18 protein-coding genes are annotated in these 21,582 nt (G+C 50.1%); 5 read left to right on the forward strand and 13 right to left on the reverse strand.

Annotated elements, in window-relative coordinates; translation table 11 throughout:
• Positions 1-203: 203 nt before the first annotated feature.
• Together H583_RS0106310 and H583_RS0106315 are read right to left on the reverse strand one after the other, a co-directional pair.
• Positions 204-911: an HAD family hydrolase gene (locus H583_RS0106310; RefSeq protein WP_028559728.1), complete on the reverse strand. Its 708-nt coding sequence runs from the start codon at positions 909-911 to the stop codon at positions 204-206.
• 22 nt (positions 912-933) lie between these two features.
• Entirely contained in the window at positions 934-1,596 is a 663-nt protein-coding gene (locus tag H583_RS0106315; RefSeq protein ID WP_028559729.1) for an HAD family hydrolase, read from the reverse strand.
• A 195-nt stretch (positions 1,597-1,791) separates the two neighbouring features.
• On the opposite strand from H583_RS0106315, the gene H583_RS0106320 reads away from it, so the two are divergent.
• Entirely contained in the window at positions 1,792-2,610 is an 819-nt protein-coding gene (locus H583_RS0106320) for an SPL family radical SAM protein (RefSeq protein WP_028559730.1), read from the forward strand.
• Here the strand turns inward: H583_RS0106320 and H583_RS0106325 are convergent.
• The 6 genes from H583_RS0106325 to H583_RS0106350 all read right to left on the reverse strand — a co-directional run bounded on the left by H583_RS0106325 (position 2,607) and on the right by H583_RS0106350 (position 8,231).
• Positions 2,607-3,341, reverse strand: coding sequence for an ABC transporter permease (locus H583_RS0106325; RefSeq protein WP_028559731.1), 735 nt, complete (start codon positions 3,339-3,341; stop codon positions 2,607-2,609). The two genes, H583_RS0106320 and H583_RS0106325, sit on opposite strands and share 4 nt — an antisense overlap.
• Positions 3,334-4,254 carry an ABC transporter ATP-binding protein gene (locus H583_RS0106330; RefSeq protein ID WP_028559732.1) on the reverse strand — a complete coding sequence of 307 codons (921 nt, stop codon included), beginning with the start codon at positions 4,252-4,254 and terminating at the stop codon, positions 3,334-3,336. Before H583_RS0106330 ends, H583_RS0106325 begins: the two co-directional genes overlap by 8 nt.
• A 119-nt stretch (positions 4,255-4,373) precedes the next feature.
• Complete coding sequence (locus H583_RS0106335) at positions 4,374-5,408, reverse strand: sensor histidine kinase (protein WP_028559733.1); 1,035 nt, start codon at positions 5,406-5,408, stop codon at positions 4,374-4,376.
• On the reverse strand, positions 5,398-6,111 hold the full coding sequence (locus tag H583_RS0106340; RefSeq protein WP_028559734.1) for a response regulator transcription factor: 714 nt from the start codon (positions 6,109-6,111) through the stop codon (positions 5,398-5,400). Before H583_RS0106340 ends, H583_RS0106335 begins: the two co-directional genes overlap by 11 nt.
• A 376-nt stretch (positions 6,112-6,487) precedes the next feature.
• A complete protein-coding gene (locus H583_RS0106345) occupies positions 6,488-7,759 on the reverse strand; it encodes an MFS transporter (protein ID WP_028559735.1) in 1,272 nt (423 codons plus the stop codon).
• Between the two features lie 49 nt (positions 7,760-7,808).
• Positions 7,809-8,231, reverse strand: coding sequence for a MarR family winged helix-turn-helix transcriptional regulator (locus H583_RS0106350; protein WP_028559736.1), 423 nt, complete (start codon positions 8,229-8,231; stop codon positions 7,809-7,811).
• A 233-nt stretch (positions 8,232-8,464) separates the two neighbouring features.
• Between H583_RS0106350 and H583_RS0106355 the strand changes: the two genes are divergently transcribed.
• The 3 genes from H583_RS0106355 to H583_RS0106365 all read left to right on the forward strand — a co-directional run bounded on the left by H583_RS0106355 (position 8,465) and on the right by H583_RS0106365 (position 11,666).
• A complete protein-coding gene (locus H583_RS0106355) occupies positions 8,465-9,799 on the forward strand; it encodes an ABC transporter substrate-binding protein (protein ID WP_028559737.1) in 1,335 nt (444 codons plus the stop codon).
• A 113-nt stretch (positions 9,800-9,912) separates the two neighbouring features.
• Positions 9,913-10,770 carry a carbohydrate ABC transporter permease gene (locus tag H583_RS0106360; protein WP_028559738.1) on the forward strand — a complete coding sequence of 286 codons (858 nt, stop codon included), beginning with the start codon at positions 9,913-9,915 and terminating at the stop codon, positions 10,768-10,770.
• Between the two features lie 23 nt (positions 10,771-10,793).
• Positions 10,794-11,666 (forward strand): carbohydrate ABC transporter permease, encoded by an 873-nt coding sequence (locus H583_RS0106365; protein ID WP_028559739.1) that lies wholly within the window; start codon positions 10,794-10,796, stop codon positions 11,664-11,666.
• Positions 11,667-11,839: 173 nt separating this feature from the next.
• On the opposite strand, the gene H583_RS0106370 is transcribed toward H583_RS0106365, so the two are convergent.
• The 5 genes from H583_RS0106370 to H583_RS0106390 form a co-directional block, all read right to left on the reverse strand.
• Positions 11,840-15,028, reverse strand: a complete 3,189-nt coding sequence (locus tag H583_RS0106370) for a bifunctional cytochrome P450/NADPH--P450 reductase (RefSeq protein ID WP_028559740.1) — start codon at positions 15,026-15,028, stop codon at positions 11,840-11,842.
• Between the two features lie 255 nt (positions 15,029-15,283).
• Positions 15,284-15,862 carry a TetR/AcrR family transcriptional regulator gene (locus H583_RS0106375; RefSeq protein WP_245585857.1) on the reverse strand — a complete coding sequence of 193 codons (579 nt, stop codon included), beginning with the start codon at positions 15,860-15,862 and terminating at the stop codon, positions 15,284-15,286.
• Between the two features lie 202 nt (positions 15,863-16,064).
• Positions 16,065-16,673, reverse strand: coding sequence for a DUF1349 domain-containing protein (locus H583_RS0106380; RefSeq protein WP_028559742.1), 609 nt, complete (start codon positions 16,671-16,673; stop codon positions 16,065-16,067).
• Between the two features lie 42 nt (positions 16,674-16,715).
• Positions 16,716-17,774, reverse strand: a complete 1,059-nt coding sequence (locus H583_RS0106385) for an LLM class flavin-dependent oxidoreductase (protein WP_028559743.1) — start codon at positions 17,772-17,774, stop codon at positions 16,716-16,718.
• 127 nt (positions 17,775-17,901) lie between these two features.
• The gene (locus tag H583_RS0106390) at positions 17,902-18,612 is read right to left on the reverse strand and encodes a TioE family transcriptional regulator (RefSeq protein WP_028559744.1); all 711 of its coding nucleotides are present in this window, start codon (positions 18,610-18,612) and stop codon (positions 17,902-17,904) included.
• A 233-nt stretch (positions 18,613-18,845) separates the two neighbouring features.
• Here H583_RS0106390 and uvrA point away from each other — a divergent pair, with 233 nt between their 5' ends.
• Entirely contained in the window at positions 18,846-21,341 is a 2,496-nt protein-coding gene (uvrA, locus tag H583_RS0106395; RefSeq protein WP_028559745.1) for an excinuclease ABC subunit UvrA, read from the forward strand.
• Positions 21,342-21,582 lie beyond the last annotated feature (241 nt).

Below are 21,582 nucleotides of genomic sequence, written 5' to 3' on the forward strand. Positions count from 1 at the left end.
TATGAAGTTAGTTCTACTATAGCGTAATTTGCTCTGTTTTGGCAATACGGCGGTCCCTTATTTATCCTTCATTCAAGAAATCCGGGAACAAACAGCGATCGGAAGAACCTTTCACATGGCGGCCCTACTCGTAAATCATACGTTCAACTAATAATTTAGAAACAACCGGTTCAGCATGGCAAAGTTAGTACAATAAGCCTCGTTTAGACAACATCGCTGCCGGTCTCCAGCCTACTGTAAATAACTTCTCTCGCTTCATTCAAATCCTTGCAAATAAAATTTGGCCGATTCGACTCCGGGCATTGCTTATTCAGCCGGTTCAGCCAAATGGTTTGTATGCCGAGCGCCCCTGCGCCTTCAATATCGCTGCGAAGCGAATCACCAATATGAATCGCTTCCTCTGGTGCAAGTCCATATTTCTCTAGTGCAGTCTCAAACAGCTCCGGTCTTGGCTTATAAGCACGTACATCCTCGCTTGTCATGACGCCAGTGAATTTCAGATCATGAAATGTCATGGCAGCCTTAATATCAGATGTGTCAATATTGGATAAAATGTACATCGGCAGATACTCAAACTCCCGCAAAAACGGGAGCGTGTCCTCATAAATTCCGGGCTTCATCCAATGTTGAAATTGCGGCTGCACAATTTCATCTGCATTACAGTCGGACTTAAAATGTGCAATCGTTGCCCGCAAAGCCTCGAGCTCAAGCTCACGCTGCGGTTTGAAATCCGTACCGTAGCTGCTGCTGAATCTCTCAAAGAACTGCTGCCACCAGTGGTCCCCGATTACCTTTACCGGAACGGGCTGTGGGGAATGAAAACTGATTTTTTCGCAAATGCCTGGAATAATCTCGTCATCCTCATGAACCAAAGTTCCGTAAAAATCGAGAAAAATGGCTTTTAGATGCAATGCTGCCTGCCCCCTTTCTGAATTAAAGCACATCCAGCAGCTCGTTCAATTGGCGAATCGTCTTCAGCGGTTCAGCTTTAACGCCCTCGCGCCATGGTTGATTCACCTGTATCCAGACGGTCCTCATACCTGCTGCCGCTGCGCCTTCAATGTCATTTACAGGGTGGTCGCCGACAAAAATACATTGCTCCGGTTTGACATTCAGCCGGTTCACTGCCATTTCAAATATTTTAGGGTCCGGCTTTTTGATTCCTGCCTCTTCCGATACAATGATCGTGTCAAAATGGCTTCGCAGCTCCAACTGATCAATTTTGCCATATTGAATTAATGTTTGTCCGTTCGTAATCATACCGGTTTTGTATTTCGATCTTAAATGGCCCAGCACCTCAACTGCCTGCTCCATCAGGACCGCGCTTTTTACATACTCCGATTTATAAAACTCCATCAGCTCTTGCAATTCAGGCTTTTGCTCCCACGGGAGCTCATCCAACAACTGGGAAAACAATACACGCTTGTCCGTATAGCCGTCCTGATCCAGATCAATAATCCGGTTTGCCAGTTCCTCCGTTTCGTTTAGATGCGGCAGATGAGTCGCCAGAAATGCATTTGTAAATCTCCGGAATGTAATGCTTCGGTCCAGTAAAGTATTGTCCAAATCAAAAATGACAGCTTGAATATCCTGCATTGTTTTTTCCCCCTTATCTATCTCTCTTGAATCTTCTATACCAGGAATGAATTCTATACTTATACAAGAAATTCCTTCATTTTAAATAGATCAGACGATATACAATGAAGCTCCATTCAGAAAATGAAGCCTGCAACTATGCTATAATAAAGCTGGCACTGCTCAGGCAACCAACTGCGCAAAGGAGGCAAAATAATGAAGCCGGAGTATACATCCAAAACGCCTAAGACCATTCTGACCAAAGGAAACGGATTTCTATCCGGTTACAGCTACTCGCTGAATCCGTATGCCGGCTGCTCCTTTGCCTGTTCTTATTGTTATGTCCGCCAAATGCCGATCGCTGTTTTTCGCGGTGCGGATTGGGGAGCCTGGGTGGATATTAAGAAAGATGCGGCTCCCCTGCTCCAAAAAGAATTAAAGCGTGCCAAGGCTAAGGGGCCAGTGACGATCTTTATGTCATCCAGCACAGACCCGTATCAGCCTGTCGAGCACAAAGAGAGGATCACCCGCTCATTGCTGGAGACAATGGCAGATGATCCCCCAGATTTTCTGTTCCTGCAAACCCGCAGCCCGCTCGTCCGCAGGGATATTGATGTTTTGCAGCACCTTGGCAGCAAAGTCCGTGTAAGCATGACCATTGAGACCGATCTGGATCATATCCGCAAGCATTTTTCTCCGTATGCGCCGCCAATTGCGGCCAGACTCAAGACCCTTGAGCTGCTGCGCGATGCCCAGGTTCCGGCTCAGGCTACGATTGCCCCTGTCCTGCCAAGCAGCGAGCAATTTCCCCATATCCTCAAGCCGCTGGTGAATCGGGTATGCGTCGATGATTTCTTTATGGGCGACGGCAGCGGAGGCAAGCGAACCAGGCGTCTTGGCATTCAGGCCTTGTATACGGAAATCGGAATGGAGGAATGGTATCACCCCTCCGCCTGGCGCAAGGTCTATGACCGGATGAGACAGGTGTTCCCGGAGGAACAGCTTGGTGTGAATCTGGAGGGGTTTTCGCCTTAACCTACATCCGCCCGCTTAAAATAAATCGCCGAAACAGCAAATCCGAGCAGTGATACGGCAATGATAGAAATATAAGAATAATAGGCCGGATACTGGCTCACAAAGCTGCCTGTGGCAATCACATGTGGAATTGACCACGGAAACAATACCCGGTATTCCGAATTAGCGAGCGCGACATTGCCCATTGTAATTGCTGCTGTAAATATAATCGTTGGCACATAATTTTTGAATAGCAAGGTCACGAACATCGTTGGTGTCGTCATTAGAAAGAGCAGCGCACCACCAATAAGAAACTGCTGAATAGAATCCGTCACCACGCCAATACTTAAACCCTCGTAACCGGCTAAAAGCCCCAGCAGCAACACAAGTGACCAAGAGAACAGTGTAAGCATCAGCATCCACAGGAAGAGAAGCAGCAGTTTGCTGACCATAAGCCGGATACGCGGAACCGGAATGGTGAGCAGGTTTTTCAAAGTATCCTCCGCATACTCCCGATGAAACAGATAAGCTGTAATGACGCCGTACAGCAGAGTTCCGATCAGCAGTACCACATAAAGATTTGTCTCGGTAAAGGCATCCGCAAACTGCACAGGCTCGTCCGGCACCTTCGCCTTTCTGTCCAAATACCCGATAAAGATCATCAACGGGGCGGCAGCGGCACCGATAATACTAACCAGAAACATTTTGGCACGCTTGAGCTTCAACAGCTCCGTATACAGCAAATCAACCAATTGTCCCGCCTCCGATCAGCCTTACAAAATAATCCTCCAGTGTCTCTCCGCTAATCGCCATTTTCGTAACCTCCAGCCCCTCCTGGACAAATACTCGGTTTAAGTTCCCTTGCTGTCCAAGATGAGAATAGATACGAAGGCTCCCGTCGCCTCTCACTTCATAATCGGCAATGCCGAATTGCTGTTCCAGCAAAAGGGCGGCTTTGTTTTCATTGGAGACCTGAAACTCCATATAGGTCCGGTTTCTCTTCATCAGCTCTGCTAAAGATATCTCTTCCAATAGCCGGCCCTGATGTAAGATCCCCACCTGATCAGCCAACTGCTCCACCTCGGATAAAATATGACTGGAAATGAGGATGGTCATCTTCCGTTCATCAGCCAAAGACCGGATCAACCTGCGAATTTCCTTGATTCCGACAGGATCAAGTCCGTTGGTCGGCTCATCCAGTATAAGCAGCTCAGGATGATGCAGAATCGCCCTGGCAATACCGAGACGCTGCTTCATGCCAAGCGAATAATTGCCGACAAGCTTTTTTGTTTCCTGATGCAGTCCCACAATTTCCAAAGCCTCTGACAAAGCACTCGCCTTGTGAACACCCATTAGTCTGGCATTGATCATCAAATTTTCACGGGCAGTCAAATTTTCATAAAATCCCGAAAACTCCACAATCGAGCCGATCCGCTTAAGCAGCTCCTTCTGCTTGCCGCGCAGGGAATCTCCGAACAGCTCAATGTCTCCCGAGGTTGGCTTGATAAGGCCAAGCAGCATGCGGATTGTTGTCGTTTTGCCAGCACCGTTCTGTCCCAGAAAACCGTAAATTTGCCCAAGTCCTACATTCAAATCAAGGCTGTCCACCGCTTTGTAATCCCCATAGCTTTTCGTTAGACCGGTCGTCTTAATTACTGTACTCATGCACTACTCCTTCTGTTAAAAATTTGCAGGGTGTGATCAGGGATAGCGCACCACTTCCACTCATTGACCCTGCAACATTAACAATAAGCAAAGAAATTTAATTGATGCTTAACGAGTTTTTAACTGTTTCTTAACTCAGCAGCAGGAAGTGAGAGTGTGAAAACAGTCAATCTTCCGGGGTCACTTGCGACTGTCAAATGTCCGCCGTTCTTATCTGCCAGCCCTTTAGCAATCGCAAGCCCAAGACCACTTCCCCCATTCCACTGTTTGCGCGAGCCGTCCGAACGATACATTCTGTCGAATATATGCTCCAGGTCAGCACTAGAAATGCCCGTCCCACAGTCCCATATCTCCACATTCCAGCTCCCCCCGCTGCTGCTCATCCGAATGCCCAGTACGCCGCCTGAACTCCCATGCTGAATAGCATTCTGAATCAGATTGGCGAGTATCCGCTGCGTGCTGATACTGTCTGCGTCAACATAGCAAGGGGCATCGGGAATTTCAGCGTCCAGCTTCATTCCATACTGAGCCAGCTTTGCCATGAACAGAATAACAGCTTCTCTGGTTATTTCCGCCAAATCAAGCCGTTCTGTTGTAATGGGCATTTCGTCGGCATCGAGCTTGGCAAGCTGAAAGATATTATCAATTAGTGCCTTCAGTACAGCAGATTTTTCAGCTACAATCTCCACATACTGCTGGTGCCTGTCCCTTGTTCCACCGAGGTCATCCTTGATCGCATCCACATAGCCGATAATTGAAGTAAGCGGTGTGCGGATATCATGCGAGATATTCGCAAGCAAGCTTTTACGCGCCGCTTCGGACCTTACAGTACGAACCTGAAGCTTGCTCAATTGTTCGATGAGTTCATTAATCTTGAAAATAACATCATTTAACAGCCGATCCTCCTTGGCCAGAATCCGGGTATTCACGTTCCCTTGGACCGCACGTATCAGAGCCGTGCAAATTTCCTTCATTTTGCTTCTATATCTCAACTGCTGTCCAAGCAGCGCCAGCCCAATACCAATAGCGGCTGCCAGTAAAAGATGCTGTCCCGGAAAACCTGCCCCTGACGGCTGGAGCAGCGAGGCCATAATAGTACCCGTCAATAAAAGTATCTGAAAGAAAATAAGCATAATTATGCGGTCACGAATCATCGCGCTCACCCGCAAATCTGTATCCGATGCCCCAAACGGTCTGAATCAGCGCAGGTTCGGATGGATCATGTTCGATTTTTTTACGCAGCTTTCGGATATGTACCATAACCGTGTTGTCATCCTCCAAATAATCACTGTTCCAAACCTGTCTGAACAGCTGAATTTTCGTAAACACCTGCATCGGGTGGGAGGCCATAAATCGTAACAGTTCGAATTCCTTTGCCGTCAAGGTAATTGCTTTTCCATCCCGAACGACATGATGACGCTTCCTGTCAATAAGCAAGCCCTTGAAGCAAAGCAGCTCCTCCTCCGCTGTCGAGGCATCACTGCCCAGCACATAAAATCGTCTCATATGCGCCTTAACCCGGGCAATCAGCTCATGAATACTGAACGGCTTCGTGATGTAATCATCCGCCCCGATTCCCAGTCCCAGTACTTTATCAATATCCTGATCTTTGGCCGTCAGCATCAAAATCGGAATATTCGTTGTAATCCGCAGCCTGCGGCATACTTCAATCCCGTCTGCGCCAGGCATCATCAAATCAAGCAGCACCAAATTGTATTTACCCTGCCCGAACATGCGCAGCGCTTCATTCCCGTCTGCCGCTGTATCCACTTGGAACCGTTCGCGCTCCAGATACGTTTTAAGCAACTCTCTGATTTCCCGGTCATCATCAGCAACGAGCACCTTCATTGCTTCCACACCCACTGGCTTCATCTCTCTTTCTTCTAAATCATATTCCATTCAAACCCTATCGGCTCTATATTAAAATGAAGTGACGGACATTTTCATACTTGCAGGCAGCCTAAGGTAAAGTGAATCGTAATTCAGTTCTCCTGTCTCCTATTAATTTAAAACAGTTAACTTGCGCTTATATAGCATAGTCCATGAAATGCAGTCCGATCAACTTTACTTACAACGAATACATCGAGCAAAAAGGTTCCTGATCCCCTCTAGCATGCTTTCAACAAAAAGCCAACCTCAAAATAGGCCTGCCAGTAAAAGCTGGCTGTTCTGATTATACAAAAAAAGCCCCAGATCACCTCTGGGGCTCTAGAGCTTTGGTGTATTCCAAGCGTTAGCTCGCCGTTTTCACCATTCCGGCAGGCTTTATTTTCATGGACATCAGGGCAGCAATAAGGCAAATGAAGCCTGCCACAACAAAAGCAATGCTATATGTGCCCAGCCATTCTCTCACAGCACCGGCTCCAAATGCAGCGAGTGAAGCGCCCAACTGATGGGCGACCACGATCCAGCCAAAAATCATGCCGGACTTTTCCTTGCCGAATTCCTGTGCGGCCAGTTTGACCGTTGGCGGAACGGTAGCAATCCAGTCCAGCCCATAAAATACCGAGAAAATGATTAATGATGTCGGGCTGCCATCGAGCGCGTATGGCAGGAACAGCAGGGACAAACCGCGCAGCCCGTAATACCAGAACAGCAGCCAGCGGCTGTCGAACCGGTCGGACAGCCAGCCGGAGAGCGTTGTTCCGATCAGGTCAAATATCCCCATGAGTGCAAGCAATCCGGCGGCTGACACCTCAGGGATGCCGTGATCTCCACAAGCGGCAATCAGATGTGTCCCGATCAGCCCGTTGGTTGAAAATCCACAGAAGAAGAATGTCCCTCCAAGCAGCCAGAATGTTTTATTGCCAAGCGCTGAACCAAGCATGCGGATCGGTGTCATAAAAACATTCCCTTGAAAAGGCACCGGCTTGACAACCTCTTCCGTTCCATAAGGCGCCGCTCCGATATCATAAGGATGGCTCCGCATCCAGATCAGCACAACAAACAGCATAATCAGCACCGCACCGGCAGCCGTGAAAACGGCATATTGCCAGCCCGCCGAAACTGTAATTTGTGCCAGAAGCGGCAGGAACAGCAGTTGTCCGGTAGCGGCGCTCGCAGTTAATAGTCCGACTACAACCCCTCTGCGATGGACGAACCATTGGTTCGTGACGGTAACTCCAAGCACGTTAGCCATCATCCCGGTCGCCAACCCCGATACAACTCCCCATAGTATCTGGTACTGCCATAGCTCAGTCATGAGCGGCGTAACCAGCAGACTAAGTGCCAATACGCCCAAGGAGATGACCATCATCCTGCGGATTCCGAATTTGGCCAGCAGCGCCGCGGAGAATGGACCAACCAGACCATATAGCAAAATGCCAAACGATATGACACCCGATATACTGCTGCGGTTCCAGCCAAATTCCTTCTCAAACGGAAGCATCAAAATACTCGGCATCGAACGGATGCCCGCGGAAATTAATAAGGTAATAAAAGTAATCAATACTACGATCCATCCGTAATAAAACTTCGATGTTTTGACCTTGGCTACACCATTCATAAATGAATCACTCCACGTTTAGTTGTACAAACAACAGTAATATAAAATTTTATTGCTCCAGCTTTGCGCTCATTATTACCAGTTGACTGGACAGTTCTTCAGCCGCTTCCTTGCCCAGCAGATCTGAATAGCGCTGATGCAGCCTTTTGGATGCTTGAACAAATGAATCACCCAGCCCGAGTCCCTTTTCAGTCGGGTATACTTCTACAGTTTTTCCTTGCACCTTGCGTTCTACCAAATTTTTCGCTTCTAATTTATCCACAAAGCGCGTCAGTGTGGAAGGGGTCACGCAGAGCTTGTCGGCCAATTCTTTCTGTGTAATGCCTGGAGTCCCGTTGACCAGCCGGATCAAATAGCCGTACATCGGTGTAAATCCTGTTGAAGCAAACTCCTCTTCCGCCATTTTCGTAATGGCTCTGCTCAGCCGGTTAGCCGTGAAAAAAAGGCAGGTCTGAAGAAAGCTGTCATCCATACGTCATTCTCCTTTTTCCTTTGTATGTACAACAAATATACTTGAAGATATCGCCTCTGTCAATGCCCTGAATTTCAGCAAAAAGCATCATATAAATTTACCCCATATTTTAGATAATTGTATCCCTATCCATCTATTTACAGTTATTTAATAACTAAAGTAAAATTTTCATATACACCTGAGAATATATACACAAGTTTGCAAAAAAAATTATTTTCAAGGGGGATGTTAGCATGAAAAAAGCATCATTAATTCTCTTAAGCGTGCTGTTCGTATTCTCGATGTTTCTGGCTGCATGCGGGAACAAGCCGGAAGTCAAGAACAACACTCCAGGAAACCAGGTTCCCAAGGAAACGGATGTCAAAGAGGACCCGCCAAAGAAAGATGTCTCGCTTCGCGTATTCTCAACCTTCGGCGGTACCGACGCTGCCCGCGAATCTTTCCAAGGCGCTCTGGATGAGTTTACAGCCAGCAATCCGCATGTGAAAATCAACAATGATACGATGTCCGCCAATGATGACGGTTTCAGAACCAAGGTTAATACGGACATGAACACCGGCAATGAGCCTGACCTGTTGTTCTACTTTGTCGGTACTGACGCTCAAGGCTTTGTCGATGCAGGCAAAGTTGTCCCCCTGGATGATCTCCTTAATGAAGATGCCAACTGGAAGAATGGTTTCTCTCCAAGCGCGCTTGAAAACGTAAGACAAAAAGACGGCAAAATTTATGCAGCCCCATTGACAGGATTCTACGAGGGACTGTTCGTTAACAAAAAGCTGTTCAATGACAATAACCTCGAGCTTCCAACAAACTGGGATAACCTGAAAAAAGCCGTTGAGACTTTTGCTGCCAAAGGTATTATTCCACTATCTGTTCCATTTGATCAATCGCACTACGTTATTGAGCATTTTATCCTGACAGCTGCCGGTCCTGAGGGCCAGGCAAAAGGCCTTGCAGACGGAATTGACCCGAACTGGGAAAAAGGCTTTGCTGCCATGAAGGAGCTTTATGATTTGGGCGCATTCCCTAAAGATGCTGCAACGATCGATCTCGGAATGGCATCTAACTACTATGGCGAAGGCAAAGCAGCAATGATTCTGGAAGGCTCCTGGGCTTTCGGCGGCTTTACCAGCCAAGAAGTCAAAGACAATACGACTGTAATTCCATTCCCTGTCGTTCCAGGCGGAGCTGGCGGCGGAAACGACGTCATCGGCGGCTTCGGTACCGGGTTCTACCTGTCCAAAGCAACCTATGACAATGCAGACAAGAAAGAGGCAGCAATTGCTCTGCTCAAGCATATGACTTCACCTGATATTATCCAGAAAATCGCGACAGCAAACGGTGGTACTCCTGCGGCTAACGTAGAAATTACCGGCCTGCCTCAAGCGCAAGTAGACGGATTCGCAATGGCTGCCAATTCCGCTTCCATTACAACTCCGGTAGACAGCAAAGTTTCTCAGGAGACCTTCTCCACGCTGCGTGCTGGCGTTCAACAAGTTGTAACGGGCAAGAAAACACCAGCAGAAGTGATTCAAGAAGCTAAAAAGATCGAGGACGAAAACAAGTAATTCTTCGTCAACTGTCCGATCTCAAAGCCATGTTGATTACGCCGCCCCTCAATTCCAAGGCGGCGTAATCTTTTAAGGCCAGCCCCAAAATATGAACGTTAAAGGTGATAAAGATGAAGGGCGATCGAAAGTATATTATTTTATTCCTGCTCCCTACTGTCTTCCTGATGTCGGTCTTTCTCTACTATCCGTTTTTCAAAAGCTTGTACTTGAGCTTCTTCCGTACGAAGGGATTTTTCGATAAAAGATTCGTCGGCTGGGATAACTATGAGCGGCTGTTTACAGACAAACTGATCGGTGAAGCCACACTGCATACTCTGGAAATTATGCTCTATGTAATTGTGTTCCAGGTGGGTATTGCCCTTGTTTTAGCGGTAATGCTGGATAACATCTCGAAGCTTCAGAGCTTTTACCGCACCGTGTTCTTCTTCCCGGTCGTCATTTCCGGGACGGCGATTTCCCTGCTGTTCGTACTGTTTTACAACTACAATTTTGGCTTGCTCAACACCATTATAACGAACCTTGGCTTTGAGCGGGTACTGTGGCTCAGCGAGACGAATTCCTTGAAGGCCGTTGCTATCCCAACCGTTTGGCATTATGTAGGGTTCTATCTGGTACTGTTCCTGACGGCCATGTCCAAAATTCCATCGGATTATTACGAAGCTGCCAAGCTTGAGGGAATCTCCGGCATCCAGAAAACATTCAAACTGACTCTGCCGCTGATTTTAAGTGATATTAAAGTCGTCATTACACTTGCCATTACCGGAACGATGAAAGTATTCGAATTCGTGTGGGTCATCTCCCGCGGACAGAACGGAACAGAGGTACTGGGCACGTATATGTATAAAAAAGCGATTGTCGATCAAAACTTCGGTTACGGCTCCACAGTTGCGATTTACATGGTGGTCTTCGGTGTTTTGCTCGCTTTGCTGGCCAACCGTTTGTTGAAAAGTGAAGAAATCACCTACTAAGCTGCTGTTAGGAGTGTACGTTTATGCAACCAATCATTAGTAGTAAAACGCCAATTCGGCGCCGGAAGCCGGTCAAGTTTCGTCTGGGCAGCGCCCTGATATATATGATTCTGACCGCCTGGTCGCTGACAACCATCTACCCGCTGTTCTGGATTGTGAACAACTCCTTCAAGGTATCCAAGGATGTCATGAACAAATCGTTTGCTCTGGCACTGGACCCTGTCTTCATCAACTATACAACGGCCTTTGACCGAATCAACATTGGAAGAAGCTATATGAACAGCCTGATTATGTCGGGCTCCACGGTTATTCTGGTTCTGATTTTGGCCGGTTTTGCCGGATACGCACTGTCCAGATTTAATTTCAAAGGAAGAAGGCTGATCTATTCAATTCTCTATGCTACACTGCTTATCCCTGCCTTTGCCACGGTTGTGCCGGTATATGAAATTCTGATCAAAACAAGCCTCGTCAATACATACGGGGGATTAATCTTTCCTCAGACCGCGGGCAATCTGACCTTTGCAATTCTCGTCATTGCAGGGTACATGGCTACTATTGCCAAAGAGCTGGAAGAAGCCGCATTTATAGACGGTTGCAACCGGTGGCAGATGCTGATTAAGATCTTTTTCCCGGTGTCCCGTCCAGTCTTTGCTTCCGTCAGTATTTTCGTGTTCCTCTGGTCTTACAATGACCTGTTCTCGGCTTTGATTTTCGTCAATAAAGAAAGCGTCCGGCCGATCGTGGCCCTGCTCAGCGAGATCAGCTCCCAGTACGGAACAGACTTCGGCTTGATGGCAACCGCAGTCGCGCTCACTGTCATTCCGGTGCTGATTGTGTATTTATTCATCTCTAAATTTATCCAAAAGGGCTTGACGGAAGGTGCTGTCAAGGGCTGATTATGGGAACATAAAAAAACAGGCAAGTCAAACGAAGGCGACATTACCGCCTCGTATGACTTGCCTGTTTTCTGCTGTTTTTGTCCCAAATATTGCAACTCCGGATCATCAAGAAAGCACCGGACAAAGGCCGCCCGGCGCTATCTTGATTTCATTAAATTCCGGCTCTGCTATTAAAGCCCTGCCCATACATCCTTGGCGTAATGTCCATCCTCCTGCAACTGATCCAGCCAGCGGAACGCTTCATCCTCCGTTTTACCGTGAATTTCCCGGTAGGCTTCGCGCAGCGTGGCTTCTACATCAGGGGCCATTTTACTGCCGTCTCCACAAATGTACAGCTTGGCACCCCGGTCCAGCAAACCGATCATCTCCGCGCTATGATCCTTCATGATATGCTGAACATAGCATTTGGCTTGCCCGTCAATCCGCGAGAATGCGGTATGCAGCGTTACAAGTCCGTCCCGCTCGTACTGCTCCAGCTCACCCTGATACAGATAATCCTCCTCCGGGTTGCGGCAGCCAAAATACAGATGGGCTTCCCCAAGTATTTTCCCTTCCTGCTTCTGCATGCTGCGCGCCTGAAGGAAGCCGCGGAACGGCGCAACACCCGTGCCCGGCCCAACCATAATAATTGGCGTCTCCGTATTTTCCGGCAATTGGAACCCGGATTCCGGGGTACGGACGAACAGCACGATCGCATCGCCAGCGCGCCGCTCTGCAAGATAATTCGAGGCCACACCAAGGTATTCACCTTTCCCGCTTTTGGCCCGTCCGCGTACAACACTCACCGTAATACTTGCGTGCTCCGCATCCGCCTTTGGCGAGCTGGAGATGGAATAATATCTCGGCTTGAGCGGCGGCAGCAACTCGATAAATCTCTCGAACGGCAGTTCGCAGGCCTCGTACTGTTCCAGCAGCTCCAGCATTGTCAGCCGCTTTCGAAGCACTTGCTGCTGATAGCTTCCCTCCTCCAGAAGCGCCTCCAGCTCCTTCTTGTGCGGAGGGCAGACGGTGAACGCCGCAAGCTCGCGAAGCTGTGCCCGGGTTGCTGCCTCCTGCAGTTCGACGCTGTTGCTTAGCAAGTCCTTCATGCTGACTGGGCGGTCCAGCGGCAGATGGGCGGCGCTCCGTCCGCTGGCGCTAATCATGATGTGATCGCCACCCTTCAGTCCGTAGCGCTTCAGGACACGTTCCACCAGCCCGGCGGCATTTTCAGGAATGACACCAATGTGGTCACCCTCCTGATAGGTGACGCCTTCAGGCAGATTAATCTCCAAATGACGGGTGCTGCGGCCGCTCCCTTCCTTCTGCAGCTCATAATTGCCGGCAATTGTTGCATGCTGGGCATCATAGCTGCTGGCAATCGGCGTGCCCACAAGACCGCTGACGAACTGGACACTTAGTGTGCTGCGCTCCTGGTTGCGGGCGTCTGCATTCGTCTTTACGCGAAAAGCGGAAAGCACATCCGGCCACAGGTTATCGCCCCACTCCTCGACCTGCTTCTCGAAGTCCCCGCTGGCGTCAGCCTCCCCGCGTACAACAAGTCTCTTGGCGCCTTTGGCCGCCAGTTGCTCGTCAATCTGACGCGGCACTTGCTGATATGTGCTTGCCCAGTTATGGTCCCCGCAGCCGAATACGGCATAGGCTACCCCTTCCAGCTCACCCGGTTCCACATCCTCGAGCCATTGGACGAACTGGCGCGCATTGCTTGGCGGCTTGCCGTTGTAAGAGGCCGATACGATGAATACGGCGCCTTCCTTCGGCAGCTTGCCAATGCGGCTGTCCAGCGGGGCTACCTCACTGCTGAACCCCTGATAGCGTGCCGTATCAGCCAGTTCTCTGGCAATGCCTTCAGCCGTTCCGAGATTCGAGCCGTACAGCACTAGCAGCGGCGTGTTATGCGCCTCAATCCGGGAAGCTGCCGTATTCTCCGCCTGTTCCCCTGTCCGTGCCTGGGCAGCGTTCCCTGGAGCTGCCAATGCATAGCCCGTCTGCGTTTCGCGCGTACGTACCCGAATCGTGAAGTTATCCGGCTTTAGTGTCAGCGCCTCTTTCACTTTCAACTGATAATTCGTATGGTCAATCAATTCGAACTGCTTCAGCACCATGCCAAGGACCAGTGTCGCCTCCTGCAGCGCAAACTGTTGTCCGATACAAGCACGCTGCCCGTTGCCGAACGGCTTGAAGGCATGAAAAGGGATTTTGCTCGGATCTTCAAAGCGCTCCGGGCGGAACGCTTCTACATCGTCTCCCCATACCTCTGTGTCCCGGTGCAGTTTTGGAATCAGGACGTTAATGCCATCCCCTTTACTGAGCGGATACTTGCCCGCAAGCATCGTATCCTCCTTGGCATATAAGGAAAACAACGGGGCTGTCGGCCACAATCGAAGAGCTTCATTCAGTACCATGCGGACGTATTTCAGCTCACGCACCTGCAAGTAGCTTGGAATCGGATCTGTCAGGACCCGGTCCACCTCTTCATAAGACTTGCTCAGTGCTTCCGGATTTTTCAAGAGGTAATAGATTGCAAAGGACAGCAGGCCGCTTGTTGTCTCATGTCCGGCAATTAGAAACGTAATCATCTGATAACGAATGTTCTCATCATCCAGTGCTTCGCCTGTATCCGGGTCCTTGCCGCTGAGCATATGGGACAGCAGGTCATCCCCGCCTTCTGGGCCATGCGCCTTGCGCTCTGCAATAATTTTATCCACCAAGGAGAACATCACCTGAATGTCATGCTTGAACTGGCGTTTGGTCATAACCATCAGCTTATCCTGAATATTCAGCCGCTGAAGCTGGCTCATCGCTTCGCCAAGCCCCCGCACCATACTGGTAATAAACGGATGGGGCTGATCGCGGTAAAAGCTGTTAAAGCGGTAATTGAAGCCGCATAATCCGATCGTATCGAGCGTCAGCCGGGTCATGTCCTCCGGCACATCTACGCTCTCATCCGGGTTCAGGCGTGCCCATTTTTGCACAAGCTGCAGTGCCAGATCAACCATCATCGTATGATAGCCCTGCATGGCGCGCTGGCTAAAACTCGGCAGCAAAATATTATGAGCCTTCTGCCAGTTCGGCTCCGCGGTATGACTCGTGAACAAGCCGTCCCCGGCAAATGCGCGCACATTTTGCAATGCCTGCCCTACACGCTTGTCAAAGCGGGATTCATCACATGCCTCCTTTACAAGTTCGTAGCTGGATACAAAAATTTCACTTCTTCCCGGCATATCCAAACGGATGATCGGGCCGTACTCATTAGCGAGCTTGACGATCGACTGAACGGGCTCCTCCGAATTTATTTGCGGCAGGTTCCCAAGGGGACCAAAGGTTTTAGGCTGAGGGATTTTGACAGAGGAATTCATGCTGCTCATCCTTTCCTATTATGAATTTGGTATTATTTCAGTTGATTTTCCTATAGTTGCTAGTTTTCCAAAGAAGAGCCAATAGTTATGCATTTGATATCAATTAACGGAATGAATATTCATTCCCAATCTTGCAGAAGGACATTTACGGAGCTTCATCATCCGTAATGTTCTCCCCTTTAACGCCTTCACACATGCGAATATAGCTAACGCTATCCTTTCCGACTGCTGCTGCATGACTTGAGTGCTTTCTTCCTAATTGGAAAGCACCCGCACCGCATCCCAGCAGCACTCCTCAAGCTGGGAAAGCAGTTCCGTCGTCTCTTCCAGCTTGCCTGACCTAATCAATGTAAATACTCGTGTGAAAGCACCGAATACGATAGCAATCAGAGCGTCGGCCGGAAGCGGGCGAATCATGCCTTGCTGCTTGCCCCTGTCAATATAAGCGTGGAAGAAATCAAGCAGCTGCTGAAAGGTATTACGGCTTGTTTCATCCAGACAGTATGCATTGCTATGAGTCTCAATAAAATATTGCTCATGCAAATGCTTCTGTGCAAAGCGGACCATTCCGTAAAACAAGTGGGTGAATTGTTCCCGGATGCTGCCCTCAAAAGGATAATCCTGCATCATTGATTGATGTAACCGTTTGACGCCGTCTTGAAACAGCTCATTAACAAGAGCTTCCTTGTTCTCGAAATAACGGTAGATTGTCCCTGCTCCCACTTCCGCATTGTCAGCAATCATTGGAACCGTTGTCCCGTCATACCCGCGCTCCGCAAATAAAATAAGCGCTGCTTCGGCGATTTTATCCCGCTTGCTTATCGTGGCTTCCACTGCATCATCCCCTCTCATGCGGAATGAATATTCATTCCTTGTAGGCTTATTTTAACAAATCGGCACCCCCCAATGCAAATGTATGAAGGAGTGCACCAAAATAAGCATGTGGAATGACAAATTAAGTGAGGGCCAGCAGTAAATTTATCTGCCGCAAGCCCTCACTTTTCAACTTCTATGTATCTGGTAGTAACGCTTGCCTCTATTCCCCTGTCGGCGGGTCCGTGTGCAAATCTTCATCAGGGCTGGCAAGTACCCAGCGTGTAAAGACGACCTCAAGCCCGGCACGTGTCGGCGAGCAGACAAACGGGCCAGCCTGCTTGTCTGTCGCATAAGGAAAACGCGCTACCCGGATTGTGCGCCAGCCTTCAGACTGTGAGCGGGCTCTAATAATGACCGCGTCCTTTTGGCGTGAAGCACGAATGGTCACATCCTGGCCGACCCACTGCGGCGCAGGCGCAAGCGACCAGTCGGAGTAGCCGTCAGTCACCACCACAGCTACATGAGGCACGCCGTCATTCAGCTCAACGCCTGCCTTGATCCATTGCTGGGGACCATGCCAGAGCATCAGCCCAGCCTGATCATAGAGCTCTGTAAAAGAACTGAGCTTAAACGTGACTTCCATTGCACTGTTGTCTTCCCATGGCGCAAGCAGTGCATGTCCGTCTCTGTGCTCGAATTCGTACAGCGTCTTTTCCCAGTAGTCGCTCCCATGCTTTGCCCCTACGCGCAGACAACCGTCCTCGTGCTCTAACGATACAGGTGCAGTCGTCCATTCCCCCGTATCCCAAGGAATATTTGTATAGGACATCAACCTTCTCCTCCTCGGCTTTATCTACCCGTTATTTTTTGCTCAAGCTGACGGATGCTCAGCTTCCCACTTTGCCACTTCTTCACGGACGATCGGCGCCACCTTGGTACCCAGCAGCTCAATGGCCTTCATCACTTCGTCATGAGGCATCGTACCCAGCGGAACATGCATCAGGAAGCGGGTGACGCCGACCTGCTTGCGCAGGTGAATGATTTTTTGCGCTACAGTCTCTGGTGACCCTACATACAGGGCGCCATCAAAACTTCTGGCCGCATCAAAATTAGCCCGTGTATACCGTCCCCAGCCACGCTCGGCACCAAGCACATTCATCCGGTCCTGGGTCGACGGGAAGAACAAATTCGCCGCTTCCTCATCTGTATCCCATACAAATCCGTGCGAATGGGATGCGACCGGAAGCTGGCTTGGGTCATGCCCTGCAAGTGCAGCCGCTTTTTTATACAATTGGACAAGCGGAGCAAAATGCGCAGGACTTCCTCCGATAATCGCAAGCGCCAGCGGCAATCCCAGCGTTCCTGCCCGGATGACCGACTCAGCCGTCCCTCCGCTTCCAATCCATACAGGCAGCGGTTGTTGTACCGGACGCGGATATACGCCAAGGTTATGAATAGCAGGACGGTGTCCGCCTCTCCAGCTGACTTTCTCGGAAGCCCGGATAGCCAGCAGCAGCTCCAGGTTTTCCTCGAACAGCTCCTCATAATCTTTCAGGTCAAATCCGAACAGCGGGAAGGATTCGATAAAAGAGCCTCTCCCCGCCATAATTTCCGCCCGCCCGTTCGACAGCCCGTCCAGCGTAGCAAAATCCTGAAAGACCCGCACCGGATCTGCGGAAGAAAGCACAGTTACTGCGCTTGTCAGCCGGATGCGTGTGGTCATGGGAGCCGCAGCGGCGAGTACAACGGCGGGATTCGAGGCAGCGAAATCCTCACGGTGATGCTCTCCTACCCCATATACATCCAGCCCGATCCGGTCGGCCAGTACAATCTCCTCCACAATTTCGCGAAGCCGCTGCGCATGGCTGATGACCTCTCCTGTATGAACATCCGGTGATGTGTCGACGAATGTGCTGATTCCAATTTCCATGCTGTACAATCCTCCTCGTATATGACCATCGCAGGCTCAATGGAAGCTGCTTATTTTCTTTGAAAGAACCGATCATTCTTATCATACCCCATGTACATCTTCCCTGCATTAATGATTTTCCAGTTTCTTACGCATCCAACAATTCGGTCACCTTACACAATTCAACCAGCCGGGCAGCACCGTTAAATTGATCCCGGTTACGCTGGTGAATGCGGCCCAAGGCATCCTCGGTTACCTTTTTTGCTTTTTCAATACTGTGATGCTCTACCGCCTGAACGATTTCCCGCATATGATCCAAAAAATAAACCGTTCTCCGCAGCATGCGGATGAGCAGAATTTGCCGGATATGCACCGCTGTAAAGATCCGGTAGCCATTTTCGGGATCACGGTCAGGCGTTATTAGCCCTTCCTTCTCCCAATGCCGGATCGCCGAAGACTGGACAGCCGTATAGGCTGATACTTCGCCGATGGACATATAGGCTTTCTGCTTTTTGTTCCCTGCGGGCGGGAGATCGGGGTTTTGCAGCAATGCCAGCGTCTGGTCGGCAATAGTCTTTTCATGGTGCAGTTCAGCCTGTTCCTTATTAATAAGCCAGAAGGCGCTGTCCATCTCCCCATTCTGAATATGAACCATGGCCTTGCAGGCAACCGGAACCCCGTAAGCCGGAATCAGGGCACGCAGACAACGGAAATATTCGAGATGCACCCTCGTGTACAGCCGGTATCCGTTGCCGGCGCGCTCCGGGGACGGAACGACTCCCCAAGCCTCATAATGCCGCAAAGCGCTGGTGCTGATATGAAGCTCTCTAGCAATATCGATTGGCCTGTAATATTCCATCCCGTCTCCCCCTTCTATTAGTTATCTAACTATAGCAAATACAACCCGCAGCTTCAAACACTCTAGTAGAACATTAAAGCGCGTCGCAAATGTTATGCCTAGAAACTCAAGATATTTAAATAAAAAAATAAACCAACCTTGGCACTTGCATGAGAGTTGTAAACTTATATAGCAAACTTCTTTTCTGGAACATCAGAATTGAAAACGAGAATGAATGACGGAGGTTCGAACGTATGAATCAAACCATTGAAATTCGGGGTGCACGGGAAAATAATCTCCAGAACGTAACGCTTCATATTCCCAAATACAAGCTGGTCGTGCTGACCGGGCCTTCAGGCTCCGGGAAATCGACTCTCGCCATGGATACACTCCAACGGGAATGTCAGCGCCAGTATATGGAATCGATGGGAATGACAGCGGAGACGATCGCCAAACCGAAGGTGGATGCCATCATCGGCCTCTCGCCTTCAATCAGTGTCGGCCAGCATGTGACGAATCGGAATCCCCGCTCTACAGTAGGCACCATAACCGACATTCATACCTATTTGAGAGTCATTTACGAAAAGCTGGGTGAGCGGCCGTGTCCTCACTGCGGCACACGATTTGTCCCTGGACCGGATCATGAAGCCTCCGGAGCAGATGCTGGAGATGATGATACTCATCATTTCATTGCCTGTCCTCATTGCGGCGGAACTATGGAACAACTAGTGAGAAGGCATTTCTCCTATAACACCCCGGAGGGTGCCTGTGAGGAATGCGGAGGGCTGGGTCATACGCTAACCTTGAATCTGGAAGCGGTATTTGATGAGGAACGCAGTCTGAACGGCGGATGCGTCACGATCTGGTACGATAGCTTCATCCAGCATTACAGCTCCATTCTGGAAGCGGCATCGAAGCATTATGGTATCGTATTCGATCCCGACCTTCCGCTCAGGTCTTATAACCATGTACAACGGGACCTGCTGTATTACGGGGTCGAGAGCGAGAAATTTTCCAGCCATTATCCGGATGCCAATCCGCCCAAGTCCGTGACGGCAGGCAAATTTGAAGGTGTTGTAACCGGGATCTGGAGACGGTATAAGGAAAAAGGCAGTGAATCCGGAGAATCCGCATTGTTCAGCGAGCATGTCTGCCATTCCTGCAACGGGGCGAGACTGAAAAAAGCAATTTGCGAAGTAACCGTTGGCGGCGCAGCCATCTCTGACATTTCCGGCTGGTCGCTCCAGAATGCGGCAGCATGGCTTGACAAGCTCATGGGAGAGCTGCAGCCTGAAGAAAAGGAGCAGGTGGAAACGCTGCTTCATGATTTAACGCTCCATACGAAACGAATCGTCGATGTGGGACTTGGCTACTTGTCCCTCAGCCGGCAGTCCATCACATTATCCGGCGGAGAGGCACAACGGCTTCGTCTTGCTTCCGTTCTCGGCTCGGGCTTAACGGGAGTGCTCTATATTCTTGATGAGCCTACAGCCGGACTGCACCCGCGGGATACAGCCGGGCTGATCCAGGTGCTCAAGCAGCTCCGGGATCTGGGAAATACAGTACTCGTCATCGAGCATGACGTTGAAATGATGCACGCGGCCGACCATGTTATCGATATGGGACCCGGGGCAGGAAGCTTCGGCGGACGGGTTGTCGGGGAAGGCACACTCGCTGAGCTGCTGAATCACTCTGCTTCCGTGACTGGTGCATTCCTGCGCGAGGAAGAAAAGCGGACAGCAAACATGAAGACCAGGCGGACAGGTAACGGAAGCTTTATTAAAGTTCATGACGCTCATGACCGGAATCTGAAGCACATCGACGTCTCCTTCCCTCTCGGCTGTCTGGCGGCATTGACCGGCGTCTCCGGTTCCGGAAAATCGACGCTGCTGTTTGACCTTGTAGCTGCCGGAGGAACCGATGAACAGCTGCGCAGCGGGTGCAGGAGCATCACCGGCTTGAACGCCGTCGACAGCATCGTGACCGTCGACCAGTCGCCGATCGGCCGGATGAGCCGTTCCAATGTCGCGACCTATACCGATGTATTTACAGCAATACGCTCCCTGTATGCCGCACTTCCCGCAGCCAAACAGGCTGGACTGACCGCAAAGCACTTCTCTTTCAATACACAGGGCGGACGATGCGAGCACTGTCAGGGACTTGGCGCTGTGCCGATGGATATGTTCTTCCTGCCGGGCCTTGAGGTCCGCTGCCCGGTCTGCCGCGGCAAACGCTTTAAAGACGAGGTGCTTGCTGTTACCTATAAAGGACTGTCCATCTCCGATCTGCTGGATCTGACCATTGAGGAAAGTCTCCCCCTGCTTCAGGGACAGACACGAATGGATGCCCAAATCGCTCTGCTAAGTGAAGTCGGGCTTGGTTACCTGCATTGGGGACAGTCCATCCGAACGTTGTCGGGTGGTGAAGGCCAGCGGATCAGACTGGCCAAGGAGCTAAGCGGCAAAACAAAACGCCATACGCTTTACCTGCTTGATGAGCCTTCCACAGGACTTCATCCACGGGATACCCGCCAGTTGCTCGTGCTGCTGAACAGACTGGTGGATGCGGGCAACAGCGTTATCGTCGTAGAGCATAATCTGGATGTGATTCGTGAATGTGACTGGGTGATTGATATCGGTCCGGAAGGCGGGCATGATGGTGGAGAGCTCGTAGCCGCCGGGACACCGGAAGCAGTCGCCGCAGTCAGCGCTTCGCATACCGGCAGATATTTGAGACAGGCGCTTGTCTAGCATCAGCCAAGCATCAAGAAGAGGGGCTATCTGGAGAGTCAGTGGGAACTGACATCTGGATGCCCCGTTTTTGTTGAATGTTATCCGGCTTTCAAGTCTTACGAGAACAAACAGATCCATATGATTTTGGATCTGGAATCGTTGATCTCCAAGCACCATGCAGCTCGCGTGCTTGATGAAATTTGAAGCCATCCCGGACGAGCAGTTATCTGCTCATTATATGGGGGCAATTGCAGCGCAT

Source organism: Paenibacillus pinihumi DSM 23905 = JCM 16419, from assembly GCF_000422505.1.
GTDB lineage: Bacteria > Bacillota > Bacilli > Paenibacillales > Paenibacillaceae > Paenibacillus_D > Paenibacillus_D pinihumi.